This window comes from Clostridium oryzae (assembly GCF_002029235.1).
GTDB classification, from domain to species: domain Bacteria; phylum Bacillota; class Clostridia; order Clostridiales; family Clostridiaceae; genus Clostridium_AE; species Clostridium_AE oryzae.
This window is the reverse complement of record NZ_MZGV01000001.1, coordinates 144420-164690: the sequence shown is the minus strand read 5'-3', so window position 1 is coordinate 164690 and position 20271 is coordinate 144420. Positions and strand designations below refer to the sequence as shown.

The 20271-nt window shown below is 33.8% G+C and carries 15 protein-coding genes; 2 read left to right on the top strand and 13 right to left on the bottom strand.

What is annotated here, in order from left to right; genetic code table 11:
- Nucleotides 1–10: 10 nt before the first annotated feature.
- The 8 genes from CLORY_RS00625 to rapZ form a co-directional block, all read right to left on the bottom strand.
- A complete protein-coding gene (locus tag CLORY_RS00625) occupies nt 11–1654 on the bottom strand; it encodes an extracellular solute-binding protein (protein WP_169911483.1) in 1644 nt (547 codons plus the stop codon).
- A gap of 144 nt (nt 1655–1798) precedes the next feature.
- Complete coding sequence (locus CLORY_RS00620) at nt 1799–3466, bottom strand: ABC transporter substrate-binding protein (RefSeq protein WP_079421644.1); 1668 nt, start codon at nt 3464–3466, stop codon at nt 1799–1801.
- 64 nt (nt 3467–3530) lie between these two features.
- Nucleotides 3531–4424: a carbohydrate ABC transporter permease gene (locus CLORY_RS00615; protein WP_079421643.1), complete on the bottom strand. Its 894-nt coding sequence runs from the start codon at nt 4422–4424 to the stop codon at nt 3531–3533.
- A gap of 19 nt (nt 4425–4443) precedes the next feature.
- Entirely contained in the window at nt 4444–5415 is a 972-nt protein-coding gene (locus CLORY_RS00610; RefSeq protein ID WP_079421642.1) for an ABC transporter permease, read from the bottom strand.
- Between the two features lie 251 nt (nt 5416–5666).
- Complete coding sequence (locus CLORY_RS00605) at nt 5667–6971, bottom strand: DRTGG domain-containing protein (protein ID WP_079421641.1); 1305 nt, start codon at nt 6969–6971, stop codon at nt 5667–5669.
- 8 nt (nt 6972–6979) lie between these two features.
- The gene (whiA, locus tag CLORY_RS00600) at nt 6980–7936 is read right to left on the bottom strand and encodes a DNA-binding protein WhiA (protein WP_079421640.1); all 957 of its coding nucleotides are present in this window, start codon (nt 7934–7936) and stop codon (nt 6980–6982) included.
- Between the two features lie 5 nt (nt 7937–7941).
- The gene (locus CLORY_RS00595; RefSeq protein WP_079421639.1) at nt 7942–9279 is read right to left on the bottom strand and encodes a gluconeogenesis factor YvcK family protein; all 1338 of its coding nucleotides are present in this window, start codon (nt 9277–9279) and stop codon (nt 7942–7944) included.
- Nucleotides 9276–10160, bottom strand: a complete 885-nt coding sequence (gene rapZ, locus CLORY_RS00590) for an RNase adapter RapZ (RefSeq protein ID WP_079421638.1) — start codon at nt 10158–10160, stop codon at nt 9276–9278. Before rapZ ends, CLORY_RS00595 begins: the two co-directional genes overlap by 4 nt.
- Nucleotides 10161–10508: 348 nt before the next feature.
- Here rapZ and CLORY_RS00585 point away from each other — a divergent pair, with 348 nt between their 5' ends.
- Together CLORY_RS00585 and CLORY_RS00580 are read left to right on the top strand one after the other, a co-directional pair.
- Nucleotides 10509–12260, top strand: a complete 1752-nt coding sequence (locus CLORY_RS00585) for an ABC transporter ATP-binding protein (RefSeq protein WP_242954277.1) — start codon at nt 10509–10511, stop codon at nt 12258–12260.
- Nucleotides 12253–14043 (top strand): ABC transporter ATP-binding protein, encoded by a 1791-nt coding sequence (locus CLORY_RS00580; protein WP_079421637.1) that lies wholly within the window; start codon nt 12253–12255, stop codon nt 14041–14043. Before CLORY_RS00585 ends, CLORY_RS00580 begins: the two co-directional genes overlap by 8 nt.
- Before the next feature lie 138 nt (nt 14044–14181).
- Here CLORY_RS00580 and murB read toward each other — a convergent pair whose 3' ends face one another.
- The 5 genes from murB to CLORY_RS00555 form a co-directional block, all read right to left on the bottom strand.
- Nucleotides 14182–15117, bottom strand: coding sequence for a UDP-N-acetylmuramate dehydrogenase (gene murB / locus CLORY_RS00575; RefSeq protein ID WP_079421636.1), 936 nt, complete (start codon nt 15115–15117; stop codon nt 14182–14184).
- A gap of 159 nt (nt 15118–15276) precedes the next feature.
- Entirely contained in the window at nt 15277–17145 is a 1869-nt protein-coding gene (gene uvrC / locus CLORY_RS00570; protein ID WP_079421635.1) for an excinuclease ABC subunit UvrC, read from the bottom strand.
- Nucleotides 17146–17170: 25 nt separating this feature from the next.
- Nucleotides 17171–18586 carry a peptidoglycan D,D-transpeptidase FtsI family protein gene (locus CLORY_RS00565; protein ID WP_079421634.1) on the bottom strand — a complete coding sequence of 472 codons (1416 nt, stop codon included), beginning with the start codon at nt 18584–18586 and terminating at the stop codon, nt 17171–17173.
- A 16-nt stretch (nt 18587–18602) separates the two neighbouring features.
- On the bottom strand, nt 18603–19802 hold the full coding sequence (locus CLORY_RS00560; RefSeq protein WP_079421633.1) for an FtsW/RodA/SpoVE family cell cycle protein: 1200 nt from the start codon (nt 19800–19802) through the stop codon (nt 18603–18605).
- A gap of 13 nt (nt 19803–19815) precedes the next feature.
- Nucleotides 19816–20250, bottom strand: coding sequence for an FHA domain-containing protein (locus CLORY_RS00555; RefSeq protein WP_079421632.1), 435 nt, complete (start codon nt 20248–20250; stop codon nt 19816–19818).
- Nucleotides 20251–20271: the final 21 nt, after the last annotated feature.

The window sequence follows — 20271 nt, the reverse complement described above, 5'->3', positions numbered from 1 at the left end:
AATTTTCATATTATCTATTGTCTAACTTCATTCTATTTCTAAGGATTTTAGTGAACTTTTTATTTACTTGTTCCACTCCATTAGCTTTAAGTTTTTTTACAAAATTATTCCAATCCTTATCAAAGTTATCTGGCGAATTCAAAACCATTTCGATCAGTTCCTCTTTAGCTATTTTTTCGCATTTATTTAGTTTGTCTGCTGAAGCTGAATCGCTAGGAAATCCTAGCATAAACGCTTTTCCCCAAGGTGATACCTTAAATTTCCTTGAAGATGGATAAAGATCCTTCCACATCTTAACTCCATATCCCTTAAGCACTTCTTTTTCTATGCTGCTATAGCTATCAATGATACTTTGTTTATTTGTAGTACTGTAATATTGTCCAGTTGAATCTTTTTTGCATGATCCCCATCTTGGAAATGGGTATAAGTATGCTCCAATCCCAGTTCTCCTTTTATAATCGTTATCATTTACCATATCGTTCTTATCTTTATCCGTTAACTTTCTTTTACCATTAACAATATTATAATTCTTACCTTTTACTCCCCAATTTCTTAGTATCTGACCTTCATCACTCGCCATCCAATCTAGAAATTTAATAACTTTTGCAGGGTCTTTACAGGAAGTAGATATCCCTATTCCCCAGCTTCCAGAGTATTTTACTGATTTAAAATCTGCTGCTTTAGTATGCTTTGTTAATTGTACTGGATACATACCATACGTTCTTTCAAATTTACCTTCTGTCCTTAAGATATCTTCTCCCTTGCAGTAATCCCATTTTGCATCAATAAGTCCAAGAACTCTGCCGCTGGCAATTTTTGAAATATATTCATCAGGCTTTTGTACAAAGCTATCTGGATCTAATAAACCCATATTATTCATGTGATTAAGCCATTTATAATATTGTTTTTCATTGCTTCTAGCAAATTTGTATTCTACTTTATAAGTTTTAGGGTCCACATACCAGTTACCGTCATCAGGTTCACCTAGTGCAAAGGTAGCTCCATTCCCTAAAGTAATATCCCAATACCAATCGCTAGTTAACAATGAAAGAGCAATAGTTGGCTTTCCGTCAATACTGGGATGTTTCCTTTTATATTTAATAAGTGCATTCTCGAAATCTTTAACAGTTCTCATCTTAGGGTATCCTAATTCCCGAACTACTGCATTCTGGAGTTCAAACCCCATGCTAGGCTGCAGCTGCTTATCATCTACAGCAACAGAATCAAGTGCATAAATAGCCTTGTTTTTTTCGCTATACTGCATAGTATTCCATTTTCCCTTATAAAGTTTTTTTAAATTCGGAGCATATTTATTAATTAAAGGTGTCAAATCCCTCATAGCACCAGCATTAATAAAGGTATCAAGATTAGCCCCTTTAGCAAATATTAAATCTGGATATTCTTTTCCAGCTACTAATATCTTTATTTGCTGAATTACATTAATAGTTGGATATTGTATATCAAGTGATATTCCTGTTTTCTCAGTTATTTCCTTTGCAACTGGATTTTGAAAACCATCATCATCTCGATTGGCATCTTCGCTAAACATAGTTATCTTCGTAATATTACGGTTCTTATTGATTTTTTTGCTGCATCCGCTTAATAGAATACATAGTGTGACAATTATTGAAATGATTTTTGCTATTTTTTTCATAAGCATAGAGCCCCTAATTTAATCTAATATATTTATAGTTATTTATATTATAAGACATTTATGGAAGAATAAATATACTCTATCAATTCAAAAAAAGGAATGACAGTATGAGATTTTCACACTCCACTGCCATTTCCTATCAACTTATTTTGTTCCGTATAACTTCATCATTTTTTGTGTAAGTTCTGTCATCTCTTTATTAGCTTTCTCAATTCCTAAACTCTTAAGTTTTGCCTGAATAGCATCCCATGCAGCATCAAATTTGCTCGGATCAGTAAGTATCGCCTGTGTAATTGCCTTCTGTGTATAGTCATCAGCTTTTTTCTGTATAAGGGAAAGATCGCTGCTACTTGGTACACTATACAAATACGCCTGTCCATGTTTAGACGTTCCAAGCTCTTTCTGTGAAGGCATCAAATCAGTCCACAACTTAGCACCATAAGCCTTTAAAGTTTCCTTATCTGCTGAACTGTAACTAGCTATATAGTTTTCTGGGCTATTTGTTGAATAGTAGTTTCCAGTTGAGTCCTTTACTCCATCACCTTGACATGGGAATGGATAAACATATTGTCCTACACCAGTTTCCAGCGAATAGTCCTTATCAGAAGTCTTCTTTTGCATTTCAGCTGCTGGAACTATTCTCTTTCCATTCTTTACAACATAGTTCTTGCCTTTGATACCCCAGTTATTAAGTACTTGAGCTTCGTCAGATGCCATCCAGTCTAAGAATTGAAATGCTCTCTTTGGATTTTTGCATTTATGGGATATTGCTATCCCATAGCCGCCGGTATACCCCATATATTTCAATTCTGGATCTTTATAGCTGCTATTTAATGTAACCGGCAGTCTAGCATAAGCTCTCTCTGCTTTATTATCTTTAATTAAATTCCTTGTAGCCTCTTGATAATCCCAGGTTTGATCCATCAAACCAAGAACTCTTCCTGAAGATATCTTTGCCAGGTAAGTATCCTGCTTTTGAGTAAAGGATTCCGGATCTAATAATCCTTCATGATTCAACTTATTCATCCATTTATAATAGTCTCTCATTGCAGGAACCATAAACTTATAAGTAGCTTCACCAGTTTCGTCATTAACGCTCCACTGACCATCATCAGGCATTCCTAATGCAAAACCTGATGGATTTCCGCAAGTTATAAGCCATCTCCAGTCACTTCCAAGAAGAGAAATACCTATGGTCTTATTTCCATCTATTGTTGGATGTTTTGCCAAATATGTCTTTATAGCTTTTTCATAATCATTTGCAGTCTTTATCTGCGGATAGCCTTCTTCTTTTAAAACTGCATTCTGAAGCTGCATTACTCCGCCTGAATCCCAAGTAGATTTATGAACTCCGTAAGCACCAACTGTATATATAGACGGATCATCAGGACTATATTTAAGTCTGCTAAATTGATCTCCATATAGTTTTTTTAGATTTGAACCATACTTCTCAAAATAATCATCTAACTTTATAACAGCGCCGGCATCTACAAGTTTACTCAAATCCCCTTTAGCATATATCATATCAGGGTAGTCTCCTCCTGCTATCAAAAGAGCGATAGCATTAGTAGTATCACCTGCAGTAGGATGCTCCATTTTTAATGTAACCCCTGTCTTTTTAGTTATTTCTTTTGCTACAGGATTATTAAAATCATCATCCTTAGTTAAATCTACACTATAGAATGATAGTGTAATAGGACTTTTGTCCATTTTCTTGCCGGTATCTTCTGTCTTTTTCTTAGAACAGCCTGCAAAAACTGTTCCTATAAGACATACTGAAAGCAGAATTCCAGCAATCTTAAACTTTTTCATAATTTTTCCCCCTCATCTAAAAATTTATCTGAACCTTCAAATGATATATACATTTAAAAGGTTATCAGCTCTTAACAGCTCCTAATGTCATACCTGTAACGAAGTATTTCTGAACAAATGGATATACAAGTAGTATTGGTACTGTAGCTACTATAGTAATAGCCATCTTTATAGATTCTGGATTTACAGTATTCTGTTTTGCCAGCTGTGCTGCAGTATTATTATCAACAAAAGAAGATTGCTGTGAATTCTGCAATACTTTCATAAGTTCATACTGAAGTGTGCTAAGGCTCTGTTTTTCTCTTGCATAAAGATATGTATCATACCAACTGTTCCATTGACCAACAGCTATAAATAATGAAATAGTTGCTATTACTGGCACACACAAGGGCAATACAATTTTAAAAAATATTGTAAGATCATTAGCTCCATCAATCTTTGCAGATTCCTGAAGAGCGTAAGGCAGCCCGTCTATAAAAGATCTAATTACAATAACGTTATAAGCACTTATAAGTCCAGGAATTATATAAACAGCAAATTTATTTATAAGATGGAGATCTCTTATCAGCATATAAGAAGGGATAAGTCCTCCACTTACATACATAGTAAGCACAAATATAACGGTAACTGGCTTTCTAAATACATAATCCGTACGGCTTATGGTAAATGCCAGCATAGCAGTACTAATTACTCCCAGAACTGTTCCAATAACTGTCCTAAGCACTGAAATCACAAATGCATGAGGTAATTTACTGCTGGATTTGAATATTTCCTGATAATTCGCCAGCGTAAATTTTCTTGGAAGTATGTATATGCCTCCTTTTACCGTATCCATAGAATTATTAAAGGATATAGCTAATACATTCAAAAATGGGTATATCGTTATTACAATAACAAACGCAAATATCAAAATCAGTATCACATCAAAAATTGTCATCTTTTTTATTCCCTTAGTCATTGATTAATTCTCCCTTCCTTTAAATTATGGCGCCTTCACCAGTCCTTCTTGCGAACTGATTAGCAGCAAACAACAGAACTATACTTACTACGGATTTAAATATGCCTATAGCAGTACCATAAGAATATCTAAATAACCCAATACCATAATCAAGGGCATACCAATCAATTACATAGCCTTTATCCTTAACAATGTTGTTTCCTAAAAGAAATTGTTTTTCAAATCCTATATTTATAATGTTACCTATGCTCATAATAAGAAGTACCATTATAGTCGGTCTTATACCCGGCAGTGTTATATGTATCATCTGTTTAAACCTATTAGCACCATCAACCTTTGCTGCCTCATAAAGTTCCTGATCTATACCAGTTATGGCTGCTAAATATATGATGGCATTCCAGCCTGTTTCTTTCCATACATCTGATGCTGTGACTATTCCCCAAAACATATTGGGCTTGGCCATAAAATTCAATGGTTTACTAATCAAATGCAGATGCATTAGAATTATATTTACCACTCCACCATCAACAGAAAGCATTTTGATAATTATGCTGGATGCTATTACCCATGAAACAAAGTGAGGCAGATATGAAATAGTTTGAACAGTTCTTTTAAACCTTATCGATCTCAATTCATTAAGCAGTAAAGCAAAAATAATAGGTATAGTGAATCCAAATATCAATCCTAGTGAGCTCATTCCTAATGTATTAACCAGAGTCTGATAAAATTGATCATCATGAAACAGCATTTTAAATTGTTTAAGTCCAGACCAATGCTGTTTAAAAAATGATTGACCCGGCATATAATCTTCAAAGGCCATAACCCATCCTGCTAGAGGTACATAACAAAAGATTATTACCCATACTACAAACGGAAAAGACATTAATATCAAAAATTTCTGCTCTTTTAATTTTTTTAAGGTAATTTTCTTATTTTTCTTTTTATCCAAATTTTTATTTCTTTTCTGAATAGATTCTACTGAAGCTTCCATATACTCTCCCCCATTAATTTGATGATATAAACTATGTAAACACCGTCTTCTATTTAATGATATTATCTTTTAAAATTTAAAAAAACCCCAAAAAATGTATATGTTTTCATGTAAAAATTAGAGAATTCCTAAAAACAAAAAAAGGCTTGCCAGAATCAAACATTTGATTCTGGCAAGTCCCTCTTCCAACATATTTTCATACTATTTAAATTTAACTATACTAAACTTCTGCATTAATTCATAACCATTAATTATCTTCTGATAACTTTAACTGATAGCATAGATTTCGCAAGCTGATTGTTATTGTTATCAAACATATCCACTTCAACTTTACTAAAACTCCGTCCCACATTTATGATTTTAACATATAAATGTACTTCGTTGTCCACCTGTACAGGACGCATAAAATATGTCATAGTACTGTCAACTGCAGTATTTATATTATTCTTCTGTCTCAATGCCATCAGTCCTGCTGTAGAAAGCAGCATATTTAGGCAGCTCCAGGAAGCTGTCCCTATCGTGTCCAGCATCTGAGGAATAATTGTTCCTTTAAAATGAGTAATGTCTCCTTCAGATTCAAACTCAAAATTTTTGAGTATAACGTCTTCTAATGTGTCACTAAACTGCGGCTGTCTAGAAGCATATTGCAGACCTTTTATCACATCCTGTCTTGTAATAATACCTATAAGCGTTTTATTATCCACAACTGGACACATCTCAATTCCTTCCCAAGCCATAATATGAGCCACATAAGCCACTGTAGTCTTACTCGTGACAGAAATAGGATTTTTGGTCATTACTCTTGAAACTAATTCCTCATTTGAACAATTTGCTGGGATATCCTTTGGCGTTATGATTCCCATCACCTTTTTATTCTCGTCCACCACCGGATACCTCTCATGCCCCGTGGTTTCTATAAGTTTTTTCAACTGAACTACAGTACAATTTATACCTACACTTACAGGGTTATCCTTCATAATATCCTCTATAAGAATAATATCCTTTTTTATTAGGCTTTCTGAAATAGCCTTATTAATCATTGTAGCTATAGAAAATGTATCATAACTAGAAGATATTATAGGCAGACACTTTTCATTGGCTAGTCTCTTTATCCTTTCACTGCAGCTGAACCCGCCGCTTATCAAAACAGCTGCTTCACTATTTAGTGCTAATTCCTGTGCTTCTTCTCTGTTTCCTACTATCAAAAGACACCCTGGAGTTATATATCTTTCCATAGCATCTATTGTCATAGCACCTATAACAAATTTATTCAGAGTTTTATGTATTCCTTCCTTACCGCCAAGGATTGAACCTTCTACAATATTTACAACTTCAGCATAGGTAAGTGTATCTATGCTCTTTTTTTCCACCTTTTCTATTCTTACTGTACCGACTCTAGGTATTGTTGAAACTATACCTAGTGTTTCACAGTCCTTTATAGCTCTGTAGGCAGTACCTTCACTCACTCCCAATTTGTTGGCTACTCCTCTTACAGAAATTTTATAGCCAGCTTCCAGAGAAAGAATGTATTTAATTATGTCCTCGTGCTTTGACATACATCCCCCTACCTTCCTTCTTTTCTAAGTTCATCAGCGATCTTCTCTATTCTTCTAAGCCTGTGATTAATACCAGATTTACCTACGGGCGGATTAAGCATGGCTCCTAACTCTTTGAGAGACTCATCAGGATGCTTTAATCTTAGTTCTGCAATCTCCTGAAGATTTCTAGGCAGCCTCCCAAAACCTATTTCTTTCTCTATAAACTTTATGCTTTCCACTTGTCTTACTGCAGCATTTACTGTTTTACTTAAATTGGCAGTTTCACAATTTACTAATCTATTAACATTATTTCTCATTTCTTTCATTATTCTTATATTCTCAAATTCTAATAATGAGTTATATGCACCAACAACACTTAATACATCAGATATCTGTTCTCCTTCCTTAAGATAAACAATATAACTATTCTTCCTTTGTATCACTTTTGATGCTAGATTATAATCGTTTATTATTTTGCTGAGTGAGTTAGCATATTCAAGATCATGGGTAACAAATTCCATATGATAAGCCTTTTCCGGATTACTTACGCTTCCTCCGCCTAAAAATGCTCCTTTAATATATGCCTTCTTATTTTTATCAGTATTAATAATGTTTTCCTCTATACCATAGCTTATTGACATAGTACCATTATCATCCACTTTAAAGATTCCAACTTGTTCAAGAAGCTCTCTTGCTCCCATCTCTTCGCTGATAACAACCATATACATATTACTCTTTTTTAATGAATTATTTTTCTTTACCATAAGCTGAGTACGCATATTAAAATATTCTTTTAAAATTTTAAAAATAAATCTTGCAATGCCGGCATTCTCCGTAGTAATTCTAAAATTTAACTGTTTATGGGAAGTAAAAGCCAAAGTACCGCTAACCTTCATCACACCAGAAAGTATAGCTCTGGCCTCCTCTTTACTAAAATCAGTTTCTCTACATATCTCTTCCTTAACTTTTGCTGAAAATGACATAGCCATTACTCCCTGTTTCTTTTATTTTGTTTAAGCCTCTCAGACAGGTAAAAATACTCCACAATCTTCTTCTTATCATAGAATAATTTTCTGTCCATAATCGTTTCGATAAGCATTGAAGCCAGATTTTCCGCATCATGACGTATATAGCCATCCTTTATTTTCACAAAATCTCCTTCAACCATCTCCACGCCGAGTTTACTTATGTTGTCTTTATTTATCTCAACTAAGTTTGATCCCTCGTTTTTGTACTTTTCCTCAAGATCATCGCCTATCTTACCATTATTCACCATAACATAATCAATAATTTCACCATCTATATGCTTGTGTATCGCCTTTATATGATCGGCTACATCATACCCGTCTGTTTCTCCAGGCTGCGTCATAATGTTGGATACATATATCTTTACAGCACTTGACCTCTTCAATGCTGCACCTATATCCTTTACTAGTATATTAGGAATGACACTTGTATAAAGACTACCAGGGCCAAGAATTATCGCATCAGCTTCCCTAATAGCTTTAATTGCCTCATCAACAGCCTTAGCATCCTCAGGTTCAATGAAAAGTCTTTCTATGGGGCTTTTCTGCTTTATTGCTTCCTGCCCAATAGTTGATTCTCCCATTACAATAGAACCATTCTTCAATTTTGCCTTTAATACCATGTTATCCAGCGTAACCGGGAGCACCTTTCCAGTTACTGCTAATACTGAACTCATCTTCTGAACAGCTTCCTCAAAGGTAGAAGATATTCCGTCCATTGCAGCCAAAAAAAGATTTCCAAAGCTTTGGTTCTTAAGTTTTCCGTCAGGAAATCTATATTGAAGCAATTCCTCCATAAGAGGCTCAGTATCTGCTAAGGCTAAAATACAGTTTCTTATATCACCTGGAGGGAGTATACCTAAATCCTCTCTCAGGTCTCCAGATCCCCCGCCATCATCTGCCACAGTTACAATTGCTGTTATATTTGAAGTGTAATATTTCAATCCTCTAAGCATAGTAGAAAGCCCTGTTCCACCGCCAATTACAACTATCTTAGCTCCTTTTATCAGAAGTCTTTTTTCATATATTAATGTTTCTAATTTTTTAGAGTCAAGTTTTACATTAATATACCCTTTATTAATTAATCCTATTATTGATTTCATTGACTGAGTTATAGATATATATATGACAAATATACCCATAAAGTTTAACAGAACCCAGAAAGCCTTATAATAATTATTATAAATACCATGCTGCACAAAATCTACGAGTCCAGTTAATATTAAAAGAAGTCCCATGATTCCAAAAAGTATCCACCTTTTTACTTTGATTCCAGGCCTAAGCCAGTCAGTAAACTTCATAATTTCATACCACCCCTGTTAACATCCTCTTCCACATCTCTGTGTTCAATATTAACCTTATGCCCCTTATTAAGCAGCTCTTGGTATATTGCATTAGCAATAGCCACAGATCTGTGTCTGCCTCCAGTACAGCCTATAGATACAATAAGCTGTCTTTTTCCCTCCTTTACATAGTTCGGTATAAGAAATTCCATCATATTTTGCAGGTTTTTCATAAATTCTTTTGTAACATCAAATCCCATTACATATTTTTTCACAGGCTCATCGTTACCTGAATATTGTTTCAGTTCAGGTATATAAAATGGATTTGGTATAAATCTAACATCAAATACTAAATCGGAATCCACCGGTATACCATATTTAAATCCGAAAGACAAAACTGTTATCATAAGCTCTATCTCTTTTTGTCCCTCTTCTCCGTATATCTCTGAAATTTTCTGTCGAAGATCCCATATTGAAAGCTTTGATGTATCAATAATATTATCTGCTCTATTCCTTATCTCACTTAGCTTAGCTCTTTCAAGAGAAATACCCTGTAATACTCTTCCTTCTGGTGATAAGGGATGCTTTCTTCTTGATTCTTTATACCTTTTTATTAGTACTTCATCTTTGGCATCTAAATATAATATTTCATATTTATGCTCATTTTTCTCCATATACTTAAGACTTTCAAAAAAAGCATCAAAAAACTTTCCGCCTCTTATGTCCATAGCTAATGCAATTTTATCTATTTTTCCATCAGTTTGAAAACAAGCTTCTGCAAATTTTGAAATAAGTGTAGGCGGCAAATTATCAACACAAAAATAACCTATATCTTCAAGGCTTCTCATAGCCTGAGTTTTTCCTGCTCCAGACAACCCTGTAACAATTACAAATCTCATGAGCTCCATCTCCTTCGTCTAGTGTTAGCTATATTTTTCATTATAACACACAGCTAAATTGCTTTCCAATGCTTACAAGAGAGAAAAGAGTAAAGAGAAAAGTGAAGGAAGAAATTCTGCTATGCAGAATTTTTAAGAATTTAATTTTGATCATTATCAGCACAGCTGAATTTTTACCTACTCTTTACTCTTTTCTCTTTTCTCTTTTTTTAATGTCTTATACTAAACAACATATAAAAAAATCCAATAAATCCTTAAATATAATACATTTACTTATAAACCCTAGTGTACGATAATGGGTTAGTATTTATTATATATTATATATTTTTTGAAAAGGAGGTCCTCTCTTTGGCATTAAAATTCATTAAAAAATACTTAGCACCTTACAAATTAATGTTTGGCTTAGGTCTTGTTGTCGTAACGATAACGTCTGCACTAAATATGATAGTTCCATATCTTTCAGGTGTAATAGTTGAAAATGTTATTAAGAAACATATGATGAATCTATTAATTCCTTATATGATAATTATACTTTCAGTTACACTTGTCCGTTCACTATTAAGATATGGTTTTATCTTGAATTTTGAAAATATATCACAGAATATAATTTACAAGATAAGACAAGATCTATACAACTCTATTCAGACACTTGATGCCAAGTTTTATGACAAAACCAGAACAGGTGACATAATGTCAAAACTTACTGGTGATGTAGATGCTGTGCGGCATTTCATAGCATATGTTGTATATAATGTATATGAAAACGCACTTATTTTTATCTTTGGACTAGCAATAATGTTTTACATCAATTTTCGTTTTGCACTTATAGTTTTTGTTATAACAATTCCTACTGCATATATTGCACGAAGACTTGCAGTTGAAGTAAAACCTACTTTTACTAGAATAAGAACTCAATTCTCAAAATTGAATACTGTAGTTGAAGAAAACATTAGCGGTAATAAGGTTGTAAAGGCCTTTGCCAAAGAAAATTACGAAATTGAAAAATTTCAGAAAGCAAATGTAAAATTCAAAGAAAGAAACATAGAATCCTCAAACGTATGGTGCAAATATTTACCTGTACTAGAGTTTTTATCTGGTTCACTGAATATAGTTACTATAATAATTGGAGGCTATATGGTAATTAAGAACTCTCTTACCATAGGAGAACTGATAACCTTTAACTCACTTATTTTTACTGTAAACAACCCTATAAGAATGTCTGGATGGCTCATTAATGATATTCAAAGGTTTTCTGCCTGCTCAGAAAAAATACTTGAAATATTGAAAGCTAAACCAGAAATATATAACAAACCAAATGCTATAGAAAAATCTTCTCTTAGCGGTTCTATAGAATTTAAAGATGTATGCTTCTCCTATGACGACACTGAGGTACTCCATAATATAAACCTAAAGATAAATTCAGGAGAAACGATTGGAATCATGGGTGCAACAGGAGCAGGAAAAACCAGCTTTATCAACTTGCTTTGCCGTTTCTATGATTGTACCAGCGGAAGCATATTAATAGATGGCGAAAATATAAAAAAATATAATCTTCAAAACCTGCGAGGCCACATAGGAATTTCTATGCAGGATATATTTCTTTTCTCGGATACTATCGAAGGAAACATAGCCTATGGAATGCCAGATGCACCTTTTGAAGATGCGAAGAAAGCTTCCTCTCTTGCTCAGGCTCATGGTTTTATCAATGAACTTCCAGAAAGCTATGACACAATTATCGGTGAAAGAGGAGTCGGATTGTCTGGAGGGCAAAAGCAGAGAATATCTCTTGCCAGAGCTCTAATGAGAAACCCTGATATACTGATATTAGATGATACTACCTCTGCTGTAGATATGGAAACAGAACATGAAATTCAAAAAGGACTTAAAAATTACAGCAGTAAACGAACAACTTTTATTATCGCACATAGAATATCTTCTGTGAAAAACTCAGATAAAATAATAGTGCTTGATGAAGGTAAGATAGTAGAACTCGGAAATCATGAACAACTTATGAAAAATAAAAGTTACTATTACGATATATATATGAGCCAATTAGGAAATTCCGAACAGGAATTAAAGGAGGTGGTTAGCAATGGCTAGAAATAAATTCGACATGGACGAGGATTTAAATTCTAGTGTAAATATACACTACCTGAGAAGAGTTGTAAAGTATGTCATTCCATACAAAAAGGAAATTATTATAACTACCATATTGATGCTATTCTGTGCCGCCATTAATATGCTTGGGCCTTACCTTACCAAGGTAGCACTGGATACGACTATTCCTAATAAAGATGTAAAGGGATTGTTAATATTATCTGTTATATATTTTTTATCTCAGATAATTAATTCAGCAGGTCTTCAATTTAAAATAAATAAAATGAATCATGTTGGTCAAGACATTATCTTAAATATGAGAAAAGATTTATTCGAACACCTTCAGGAACTTCCTTTCACATATTATGATACAAGACCCCATGGAAAAATCTTAGTTAGAGTAGTAAATTACGTAAACAGTCTTAGTGATTTGCTATCCACAGGTATAATAAATCTATTTACTGATATGTTTACACTGATTATAATAATCGCATTTATGTTTGCTATTAATGTGCGCCTTACACTTATCTGCCTTGCTTCAATGCCATTTTTAATTGCTGTAGCTTTTGTTATTAAAACCTTGCAGAGAAAATCCTGGAGACGCCTTAACAATAAATTGTCCAATTTAAATGCATACATTCATGAAAGTATCTGTGGTGTTAAAGTAACTCAGGCTTTTGCAAGAGAAAATACTAACATGGACATTTTTCTAGAATTAAATGGAGGCTACAAAAAAGCCTGGATGCGATGCATAAGAATACAATTTCTCGTATCACCTTTTGTTGATAATATCTCCAACATAGTTATATGCTGTATATATGTTTTAGGTATAACCTGGCTTAACGGTGGAGCTTCCGATGTTTCAATAGGTGTATTGGTAGCTTTCTTAGGATATATGAGCAGATTTTGGGCACCAATCTCCAACATTGCAAATACTTATAATTCAATAATAAATGGTTTATCCTATCTTGAACGTATCTTTGAAACGCTGGATGAAGAAGTTACAGTAAAAGATAAAGAGAATGCCATACAAATGCCAGTAATCAATGGCACTGTTGAATTTGAAAATGTAAACTTTTCTTACGATCCGGGCCACAAGATTCTAAATGATATCAACTTTAGTGTCCCTCCTGGTCATAGTGTAGCATTAGTAGGGCCTACAGGCGCAGGTAAAACTACTATTATAAATCTGCTTAGTAGATTTTATAATATTGACGAGGGAAAAGTCCTTATCGATGGCGTTGATATCAGCTCAGTGACATTGAATTCATTAAGAAGCCAAATGGGCGTAATGCTTCAGGACTCTTTTATATTCTCTGGTTCAATAATGGATAATATACGCTATGGTAAATTAGATGCTACCGATGAAGAAGTAATCGAAGCTGCTAAAGTAGTTCGTGCACATGAATTCATTAAAGATATGGAAAATGGCTATTATACCTATGTAAATGAAAGAGGTTCAAGATTATCTGCTGGTCAAAGACAGCTTATAGCCTTCGCCAGAGCACTTTTAGCCAATCCTGCAATACTAATACTAGATGAAGCTACCTCAAGTATTGACACAAACACAGAAATATTATTGCAACAGGGGCTTCAAGAACTTCTAAAAGGAAGAACCTCTTTTATAATAGCTCACAGACTTTCTACTATAAAGAACTCAAAGCTTATTATGTACATAGATAAAGGCTCTATTGTAGAAAAAGGTACTCATGAAGAGCTAATGGAGCTTAAAGGAAATTACTACGAACTATATACATCACAGTATAAATTTTTAGAAGCCATCTAAAGAGAAAAGAGTAGAGAGAAAAGTTAAGGTAGAAATTCGGCCGTGCCGAATTTCAGAAGAAAAACTTCCCAAATGGGAAGCTTTTCTTCTTATAAAAAAGAATTCAGCCAAGCTGAATTCTCTCCATAATTTTTCTCTTTACTCTTTTCTCTTTTCTCTTTTTTCTTGTCCCATTATTCTAACCTCAGGTTTTAGCTTGACCTGAAACATTTCCAAAACATTCTTTTGAACAAGTTCTATAAGATTGAGTATGTCGTCTGCAGTAGCATTATTCTTATTAATAATGAAACCTGAATGTTTGTTCGAAACTTGAGCGCCGCCTACTGCTTTTCCCTGCATACCTGCATCCTGAATCAATTTTCCGGCATAATGCCCTTCCGGCCTTTTAAAAGTACTGCCAGCTGAAGGATACTCTAATGGCTGCTTTTCTCTTCTTCGACGCTGAAAATCTTCTACGGTACTTTTTATCTCTTCATATATTCCGTCTTTCAATTCGAAAACTGCTTCTAAAACAGTATAATTGTTCTTAAGTATTATGCTGTTTCTATAGCTTAGTTCAAGATCATCTTTATATATTCTCCTGCAACTTCCCTCTGTATCCACAACTAATGCACTTTCTATGATATCCCTTATTTCACCTATATATGCACCGGCATTCATCGCTACTGCTCCCCCTACACATCCAGGGATACCACAAGCAAATTCAAAACCAGTCAGATTGCTATTCATAGCAAAATCAGATACATCGCTTAATAGTGCGCCACTTTCTGCAATTACTTTGTTCTTTTCCAAAGTTATGTTATTCAGTTTAACTAATTTAATTATAGCTCCTCTTATTCCGCCGTCTTTCACAAGCATGTTTGAACCATTACCCATGACGTAGAAAGGAATTTTTTTCTCTTTAAAGAAGTTTATAAGTTCTCTTACAATTTCCTTGCTTTCTGGTGTAACCAGTATATCTACAGGTCCGCCAACCTTAAAAGATGTATGATTACTCATTTTTTCATCTACAAAAACATTGTCTTTACCTGCTAAAGATACAATATCTGGTATAAATTTTAAAAATACGTTCATAAACTTTCCCCTAACCTAAAGTTCTAAAATATATAATTTATACTTCCCCCTTATGTAGTATAGCATAAAAGTTCAATTTTGTAGCGTATAATTCAATATAACCTGCATTTTTTGCAGCATATGAGCAATCAAGAATAAAGATTTTTCCTTAATTGCTGCCTATGACTTGCTAGAAGTAAAAAAATTTATTATACTTTCTGCCGCTTTTCTATCTATAGATGGTGTCTCAGTCAATTCCTCAAATGTAGCATCTTTAATATTATTGACGGATCCAAATTTTTTAAGCAATTCTTTCCTTCTTTTCTCTCCTATACCAGGTATTTCATCCAACAATGAATGAAGCACCCTTTTATCTCTTAAAGTTCTATGATAGGATATTGCAAATCTATGCACTTCATCTTGAATTCTAGTTATAAGCTTCATAACTTCAGAATTGCTTGATATCGGCAATTCCTCATTATTATATATAAGTCCTCTAGTATTATGCTTATCGTCTTTAACCATTCCGCATACAGGAATATTTATACCGTATTTTTCAAGTACCTGAAGAGCTATATTAACTTGTCCTCTTCCACCGTCCATTAATATTACATCAGGAAAAATACAAAATTTTCCCATACTGTACTGTAAGTTCCTCTGCTGAATACTTTTAATCTCCTCAATACCATGACTAAATCTTCTATCTAATATTTCTCTCATACTATCATAATCATTTGCGCCTTGAACAGTTTTTATTTTAAACCTTCTGTAATCACTATTCTTAGGTTTGCCTTCTTCAAATACCACCATACTTCCAACAGAATCGAATCCCTGTATATTAGAAATATCATAAGATTCTATTCTATGTGGCACATCATCAAGCTCTAGCACCTCTGATAATTGACGTATTGCCGTTTCATTCATCTGCTTATCTTTTATCAGCTTTGTTTTGAATTGTTCAAGAGTAATTTTTGCATTATTCTTCACCATATCTAAAAGTGATTTCTTTTCTCCTCTTTTAGGTACTTTTATATCTACCTTACTGCCTTTTCTGGCAGATAGCCACTCTTCTAATAAATCACTATCCTCAACTTCAGGAACATATATATGTGCAGGAAAAAACGGAGTACCGCCGTAAAACTCTTTTATAAATTGTGATATGACAGACTCAACTCTTTCCTCAGCAGTATCCTCCAACATATAATGTTCTCTTCCAACTATCTTTCCCTGTCTTAAAAAGAAAACCTGAACACAAGTATCTTTGTCATCACTATATAGATCTATATAATCTTCATCTTCAAAATTTCCAATTATAATCTTTTGCTTTTCACGTATTTTCTTAAGAGCATTTATTTTATCTCTAAACGCTGCTGCCTTTTCAAACTCTAAATTTTCAGAAGCTTCCAGCATTGATTTTTCCATAACTTTCACAACCTTAGTATCACTGCCAGAAAGTAAATTAATAACATCCTGCACAATTTCAGAATACTCTTTACGGCTGATAAGATGTTCACATGGCGCTTTACAAAGTCCAATATGATAATTGAGACATGCCCTGAACTTAGGAGAATTCTCACTGATGTTCTTCTTGCAATTTCTAAGCGGAAATATCATTTTAATTGTATCTAAAGTCTCGTGGACACTAGATGCATCCGGGTATGGTCCAAAATATTTATTTCCATCCTTAACATAATTTCTTGTAACAAACGCTCTTGGAAATTCTTCATTTGTTGTGATTTTAATAAAAGGATAATGTTTATCATCCTTCAAAAGGATGTTATACCTTGGACGATACTTCTTTATCAGATTACACTCCAGAATCAGTGCTTCCTTTTCAGAATCTGTAACTATATATTCAAATTCAGCTATATTCTTAATCATAGCTTTAACTTTTGTAGTATGATTAACATTATGCTGAAAATATTGTCTTACACGATTTTTCAGTATTTTAGCCTTACCTACGTATATAACTTCTCCAAGGCTGTTCTTCATAATGTATACTCCAGGTCTATCGGGGAGTATCTTTAATTGATATTCAAAATCAAACATTGAAATTTCTCTCCTTTTATGTTTACTACTTCAATGCTGCTTTAAATACACCTGAGGCAACCTGTGCTGCTGCTATTCCTCCCTGTCCTCCATCTTCTACAAGAACCGCCAAAGCCACTGTAGGTTTATTGTAAGGTGCAAAACCAACAAACCAGGAATGAGGTGTAGTTCCTTTTTTACCATGATCAGCTGTACCTGTTTTCCCGGCAACTTCTATTCCCTGCACTGCAGCTGCTCTTCCTGTACCTGAAGTTACAACATTTCGCATATAGCCTTTAATCTTATCTGCAATATCAGTTGAAACAGCTGTAGTAAGTTCTTTATTTTCTACAGATGAAAGTGGTTTCCCATCGTAAGTTAATATCTGATCTACAATACGAGGCTGCATCATAACTCCTTCATTAGCAATAGCTGAAGTTACCATTGCCATTTCCATAGGAGTAGCTAACACACTTGCCTGACCTATTCCGCTTTGTGCTATATTACCTTTTTCATAACTCTTAAGTTCGGGAAATCTGCTTTTATCTATAACAATTCCATTACCTGTAATATCTTTATTAAACATAAATTTTTCTGCCGTAGCTCTTAATTTATCATTACCCAACTCTAGAGCCATCTGACCGAAAAACACATTGCTGGACTTAGTAAAAGCTCTATCTATATTTAAAACCCCGTAAGCATGCCCTCCGAAATTTCTCAATGAATACTTTCTATTTAACACTAGTTTTCCTGTATCATTAATAGTTCTTTGCTCAATTCCGCTTATATTTTCAAGCGAAGAAGCTGTTGTTATTATTTTAAATGAAGATCCAGGCGGATATAAACCTGAAACAGCCCTGTTGAGAAGCGGTCTGTGAGGATTAGTATTTATTGATTTCCAGGTTTTTTTTAAGTCGTTAGGATTGAAGGAAGGTTTGGAAACCATAGCTAGTATCTCTCCAGTGGATGGATTAAGAACCACTACCGCACCTTTTCTATTCCCCAGTAAATTATAAGCTGTTTTCTGTATTTTAGAATCCAGCGTAGTCTTTAAACTATTTCCAACTTTCTTTCTGTTTTTCCCCTTATTCTTCCACAGCTGAACAAAATTTAAACTATTATCTGCCATAAGCTGAGAATCATATTTATTTTCCAATCCTGTAATACCATAAACAGGATCTACATATCCTAATGCATGAGCAAATACAGCTCCTCCAGTATATTCTCTTTTCTGATTTAATGTGCTTATCTTTTTACTTTTAGTTAATGCATTCATTTTTCTATCGTATATAGTTCCTCTAAGCACTTCGTTTCTCTTAGCCCACAATCGCTTATTATATGTACTCTTAGCTATACCTGGTCCCTTTGCTACAACGAAGTAAGTAAAATATGAAATTAAGCATATAAAAAGCATCAAATAGACTATCAAAACTTTCTTTATATTTTTAGATAAATCTCCCATGTTATCCTCTCCTTAATCATTCACCTTCAGAAGCCTTTTGTAATATTCCTAAGGCGAAGAATATTGAAAACATAGAACTTCCTCCCTTACTTATCAACGGCAAAGTTATACCAGTAAGCGGTATAGCCCCTACTACACCTCCAATAATAACAAGTGCCTGTGTTGCAATCATTGCACTATAACCAACTACTAAAAGCTGAGTAAATTTATCCTCTACAAATAATGATATTCTCATACACCTATAAAATAACAGGAAGTAGAAAATCATTATGCCAAAACCTACAAATACTCCAAATTCCTCACAAATAGCAGCAAATATAAAATCACTATCAGCTACTGGAACAAAGCCTGGATGTCCCATTCCTAGACCAGTACCTAAAAATCCCCCTGAAGCTATAGCAATCAGAGATTGAACTAATTGGAAGCCTTTTTTCGTCGGATCCTCCCATGGATTCAGCCATATATCAACTCTAACCCTAACATGCCCAAAAAGTTTATAACTCACAAATGCACCTATTGCAAAAAGAATAATGCACACTACTATATATTTTGCTTTTGACGTAGCAATATAGAGCATCGTAATAGATATGCCAAAAAATAAAAGGGCAGAGCCTAAATCTCTTTGAAGCACCATAAAACCTAATGTAGCCATAACAACTAATGCAGGCTCAATAAGATTTTTAAAATCCTTATAATCCTTTAATGCCGCAGCTAAATATGCTACAAAAAATAGTTTTCCAATCTCTGATGGCTGAAAGCCAAAGCCTCCTATAAACACCCAGTTCTTAGCACCGTAAACATCTCTTCCAATAAAAGTAGCCATTGCCATAAATATAAGCGTTATAATCATATATATGCGTTTATATTTAACAAATGATTTTATATTCGGCAGTATTACTATTATGAGTACAAACATAGTAACACCTATAGTAAACCAAATTACCTGCCTTATAGCATATGCTGGTTTTAACCTATATATCATGGCTATGCCAATTACTGAAAAAATTGCAGCAAACTGCAATATAAATTTATCTCCATCAGGAAAAAATTTTCTAATTATAAAATAAGCATAGGTAACCAATACAAATATTATGGCACCCATAATTATCGCCCCAGTATCAATGGGCTGTTTTAAAATTGCCAAATTTCCAAACACAGCAATTGTAAGAAGGTAAGTAAGCATTAAGAGCTTAAATTCACCTCTTCTTGTTCTCATAATATCACAACCTTTACCCTATAACCTTTAACAGCGTATTTCCTATAGATATCTCATCCCCTATTTCCAATACGGTTTTAGTTTTTACCTTTTCTTCATTTAGAAAAGTACCATTTGTACTTCCCATGTCTTCAACGTAACAATCTTTATTTTTTACAAATATCTTAGCATGATAACCCGAAACATAAGGATCCTTCAAGATCACAGAATTATCTTCATGTCTTCCTATTGTAACAACTCCTCCAATAGGAACAATACTTCCTTTCTTTACATTGGAACCTTCACTGGTAGACATAACCTCAAGTCCAAGTGATTTTTTTAATATTTTTTTCTTATCCCCATTTTTAACATCACTATTCATTATTTTTAATGCAGTAATAATAATAAAATACACTATAATGATAAATACAATACTAAATATGGGTGTTAACATCTTTGTTAAATCCATCTTATCACCTGCCAAAATCAT

Coding starts and splice junctions, on each gene's coding strand:
- CLORY_RS00580 (WP_079421637.1), top strand. CDS start 12,253: ATGGCTAGAAATAAATTCGACATGGACGAGGATTTAAATTCTAGTGTA.
- CLORY_RS00625 (WP_169911483.1), bottom strand. CDS start 1,654: ATGAAAAAAATAGCAAAAATCATTTCAATAATTGTCACACTATGTATT.
- CLORY_RS00610 (WP_079421642.1), bottom strand. CDS start 5,415: ATGGAAGCTTCAGTAGAATCTATTCAGAAAAGAAATAAAAATTTGGAT.
- CLORY_RS00605 (WP_079421641.1), bottom strand. CDS start 6,971: ATGTCAAAGCACGAGGACATAATTAAATACATTCTTTCTCTGGAAGCT.
- murB (WP_079421636.1), bottom strand. CDS start 15,117: ATGAACGTATTTTTAAAATTTATACCAGATATTGTATCTTTAGCAGGT.
- CLORY_RS00560 (WP_079421633.1), bottom strand. CDS start 19,802: ATGAGAACAAGAAGAGGTGAATTTAAGCTCTTAATGCTTACTTACCTT.
- CLORY_RS00620 (WP_079421644.1), bottom strand. CDS start 3,466: ATGAAAAAGTTTAAGATTGCTGGAATTCTGCTTTCAGTATGTCTTATA.
- CLORY_RS00615 (WP_079421643.1), bottom strand. CDS start 4,424: ATGACTAAGGGAATAAAAAAGATGACAATTTTTGATGTGATACTGATT.
- whiA (WP_079421640.1), bottom strand. CDS start 7,936: ATGTCATTTTCAGCAAAAGTTAAGGAAGAGATATGTAGAGAAACTGAT.
- CLORY_RS00555 (WP_079421632.1), bottom strand. CDS start 20,250: ATGGATTTAACAAAGATGTTAACACCCATATTTAGTATTGTATTTATC.
- CLORY_RS00595 (WP_079421639.1), bottom strand. CDS start 9,279: ATGAAGTTTACTGACTGGCTTAGGCCTGGAATCAAAGTAAAAAGGTGG.
- CLORY_RS00565 (WP_079421634.1), bottom strand. CDS start 18,586: ATGGGAGATTTATCTAAAAATATAAAGAAAGTTTTGATAGTCTATTTG.
- uvrC (WP_079421635.1), bottom strand. CDS start 17,145: ATGTTTGATTTTGAATATCAATTAAAGATACTCCCCGATAGACCTGGA.
- rapZ (WP_079421638.1), bottom strand. CDS start 10,160: ATGAGATTTGTAATTGTTACAGGGTTGTCTGGAGCAGGAAAAACTCAG.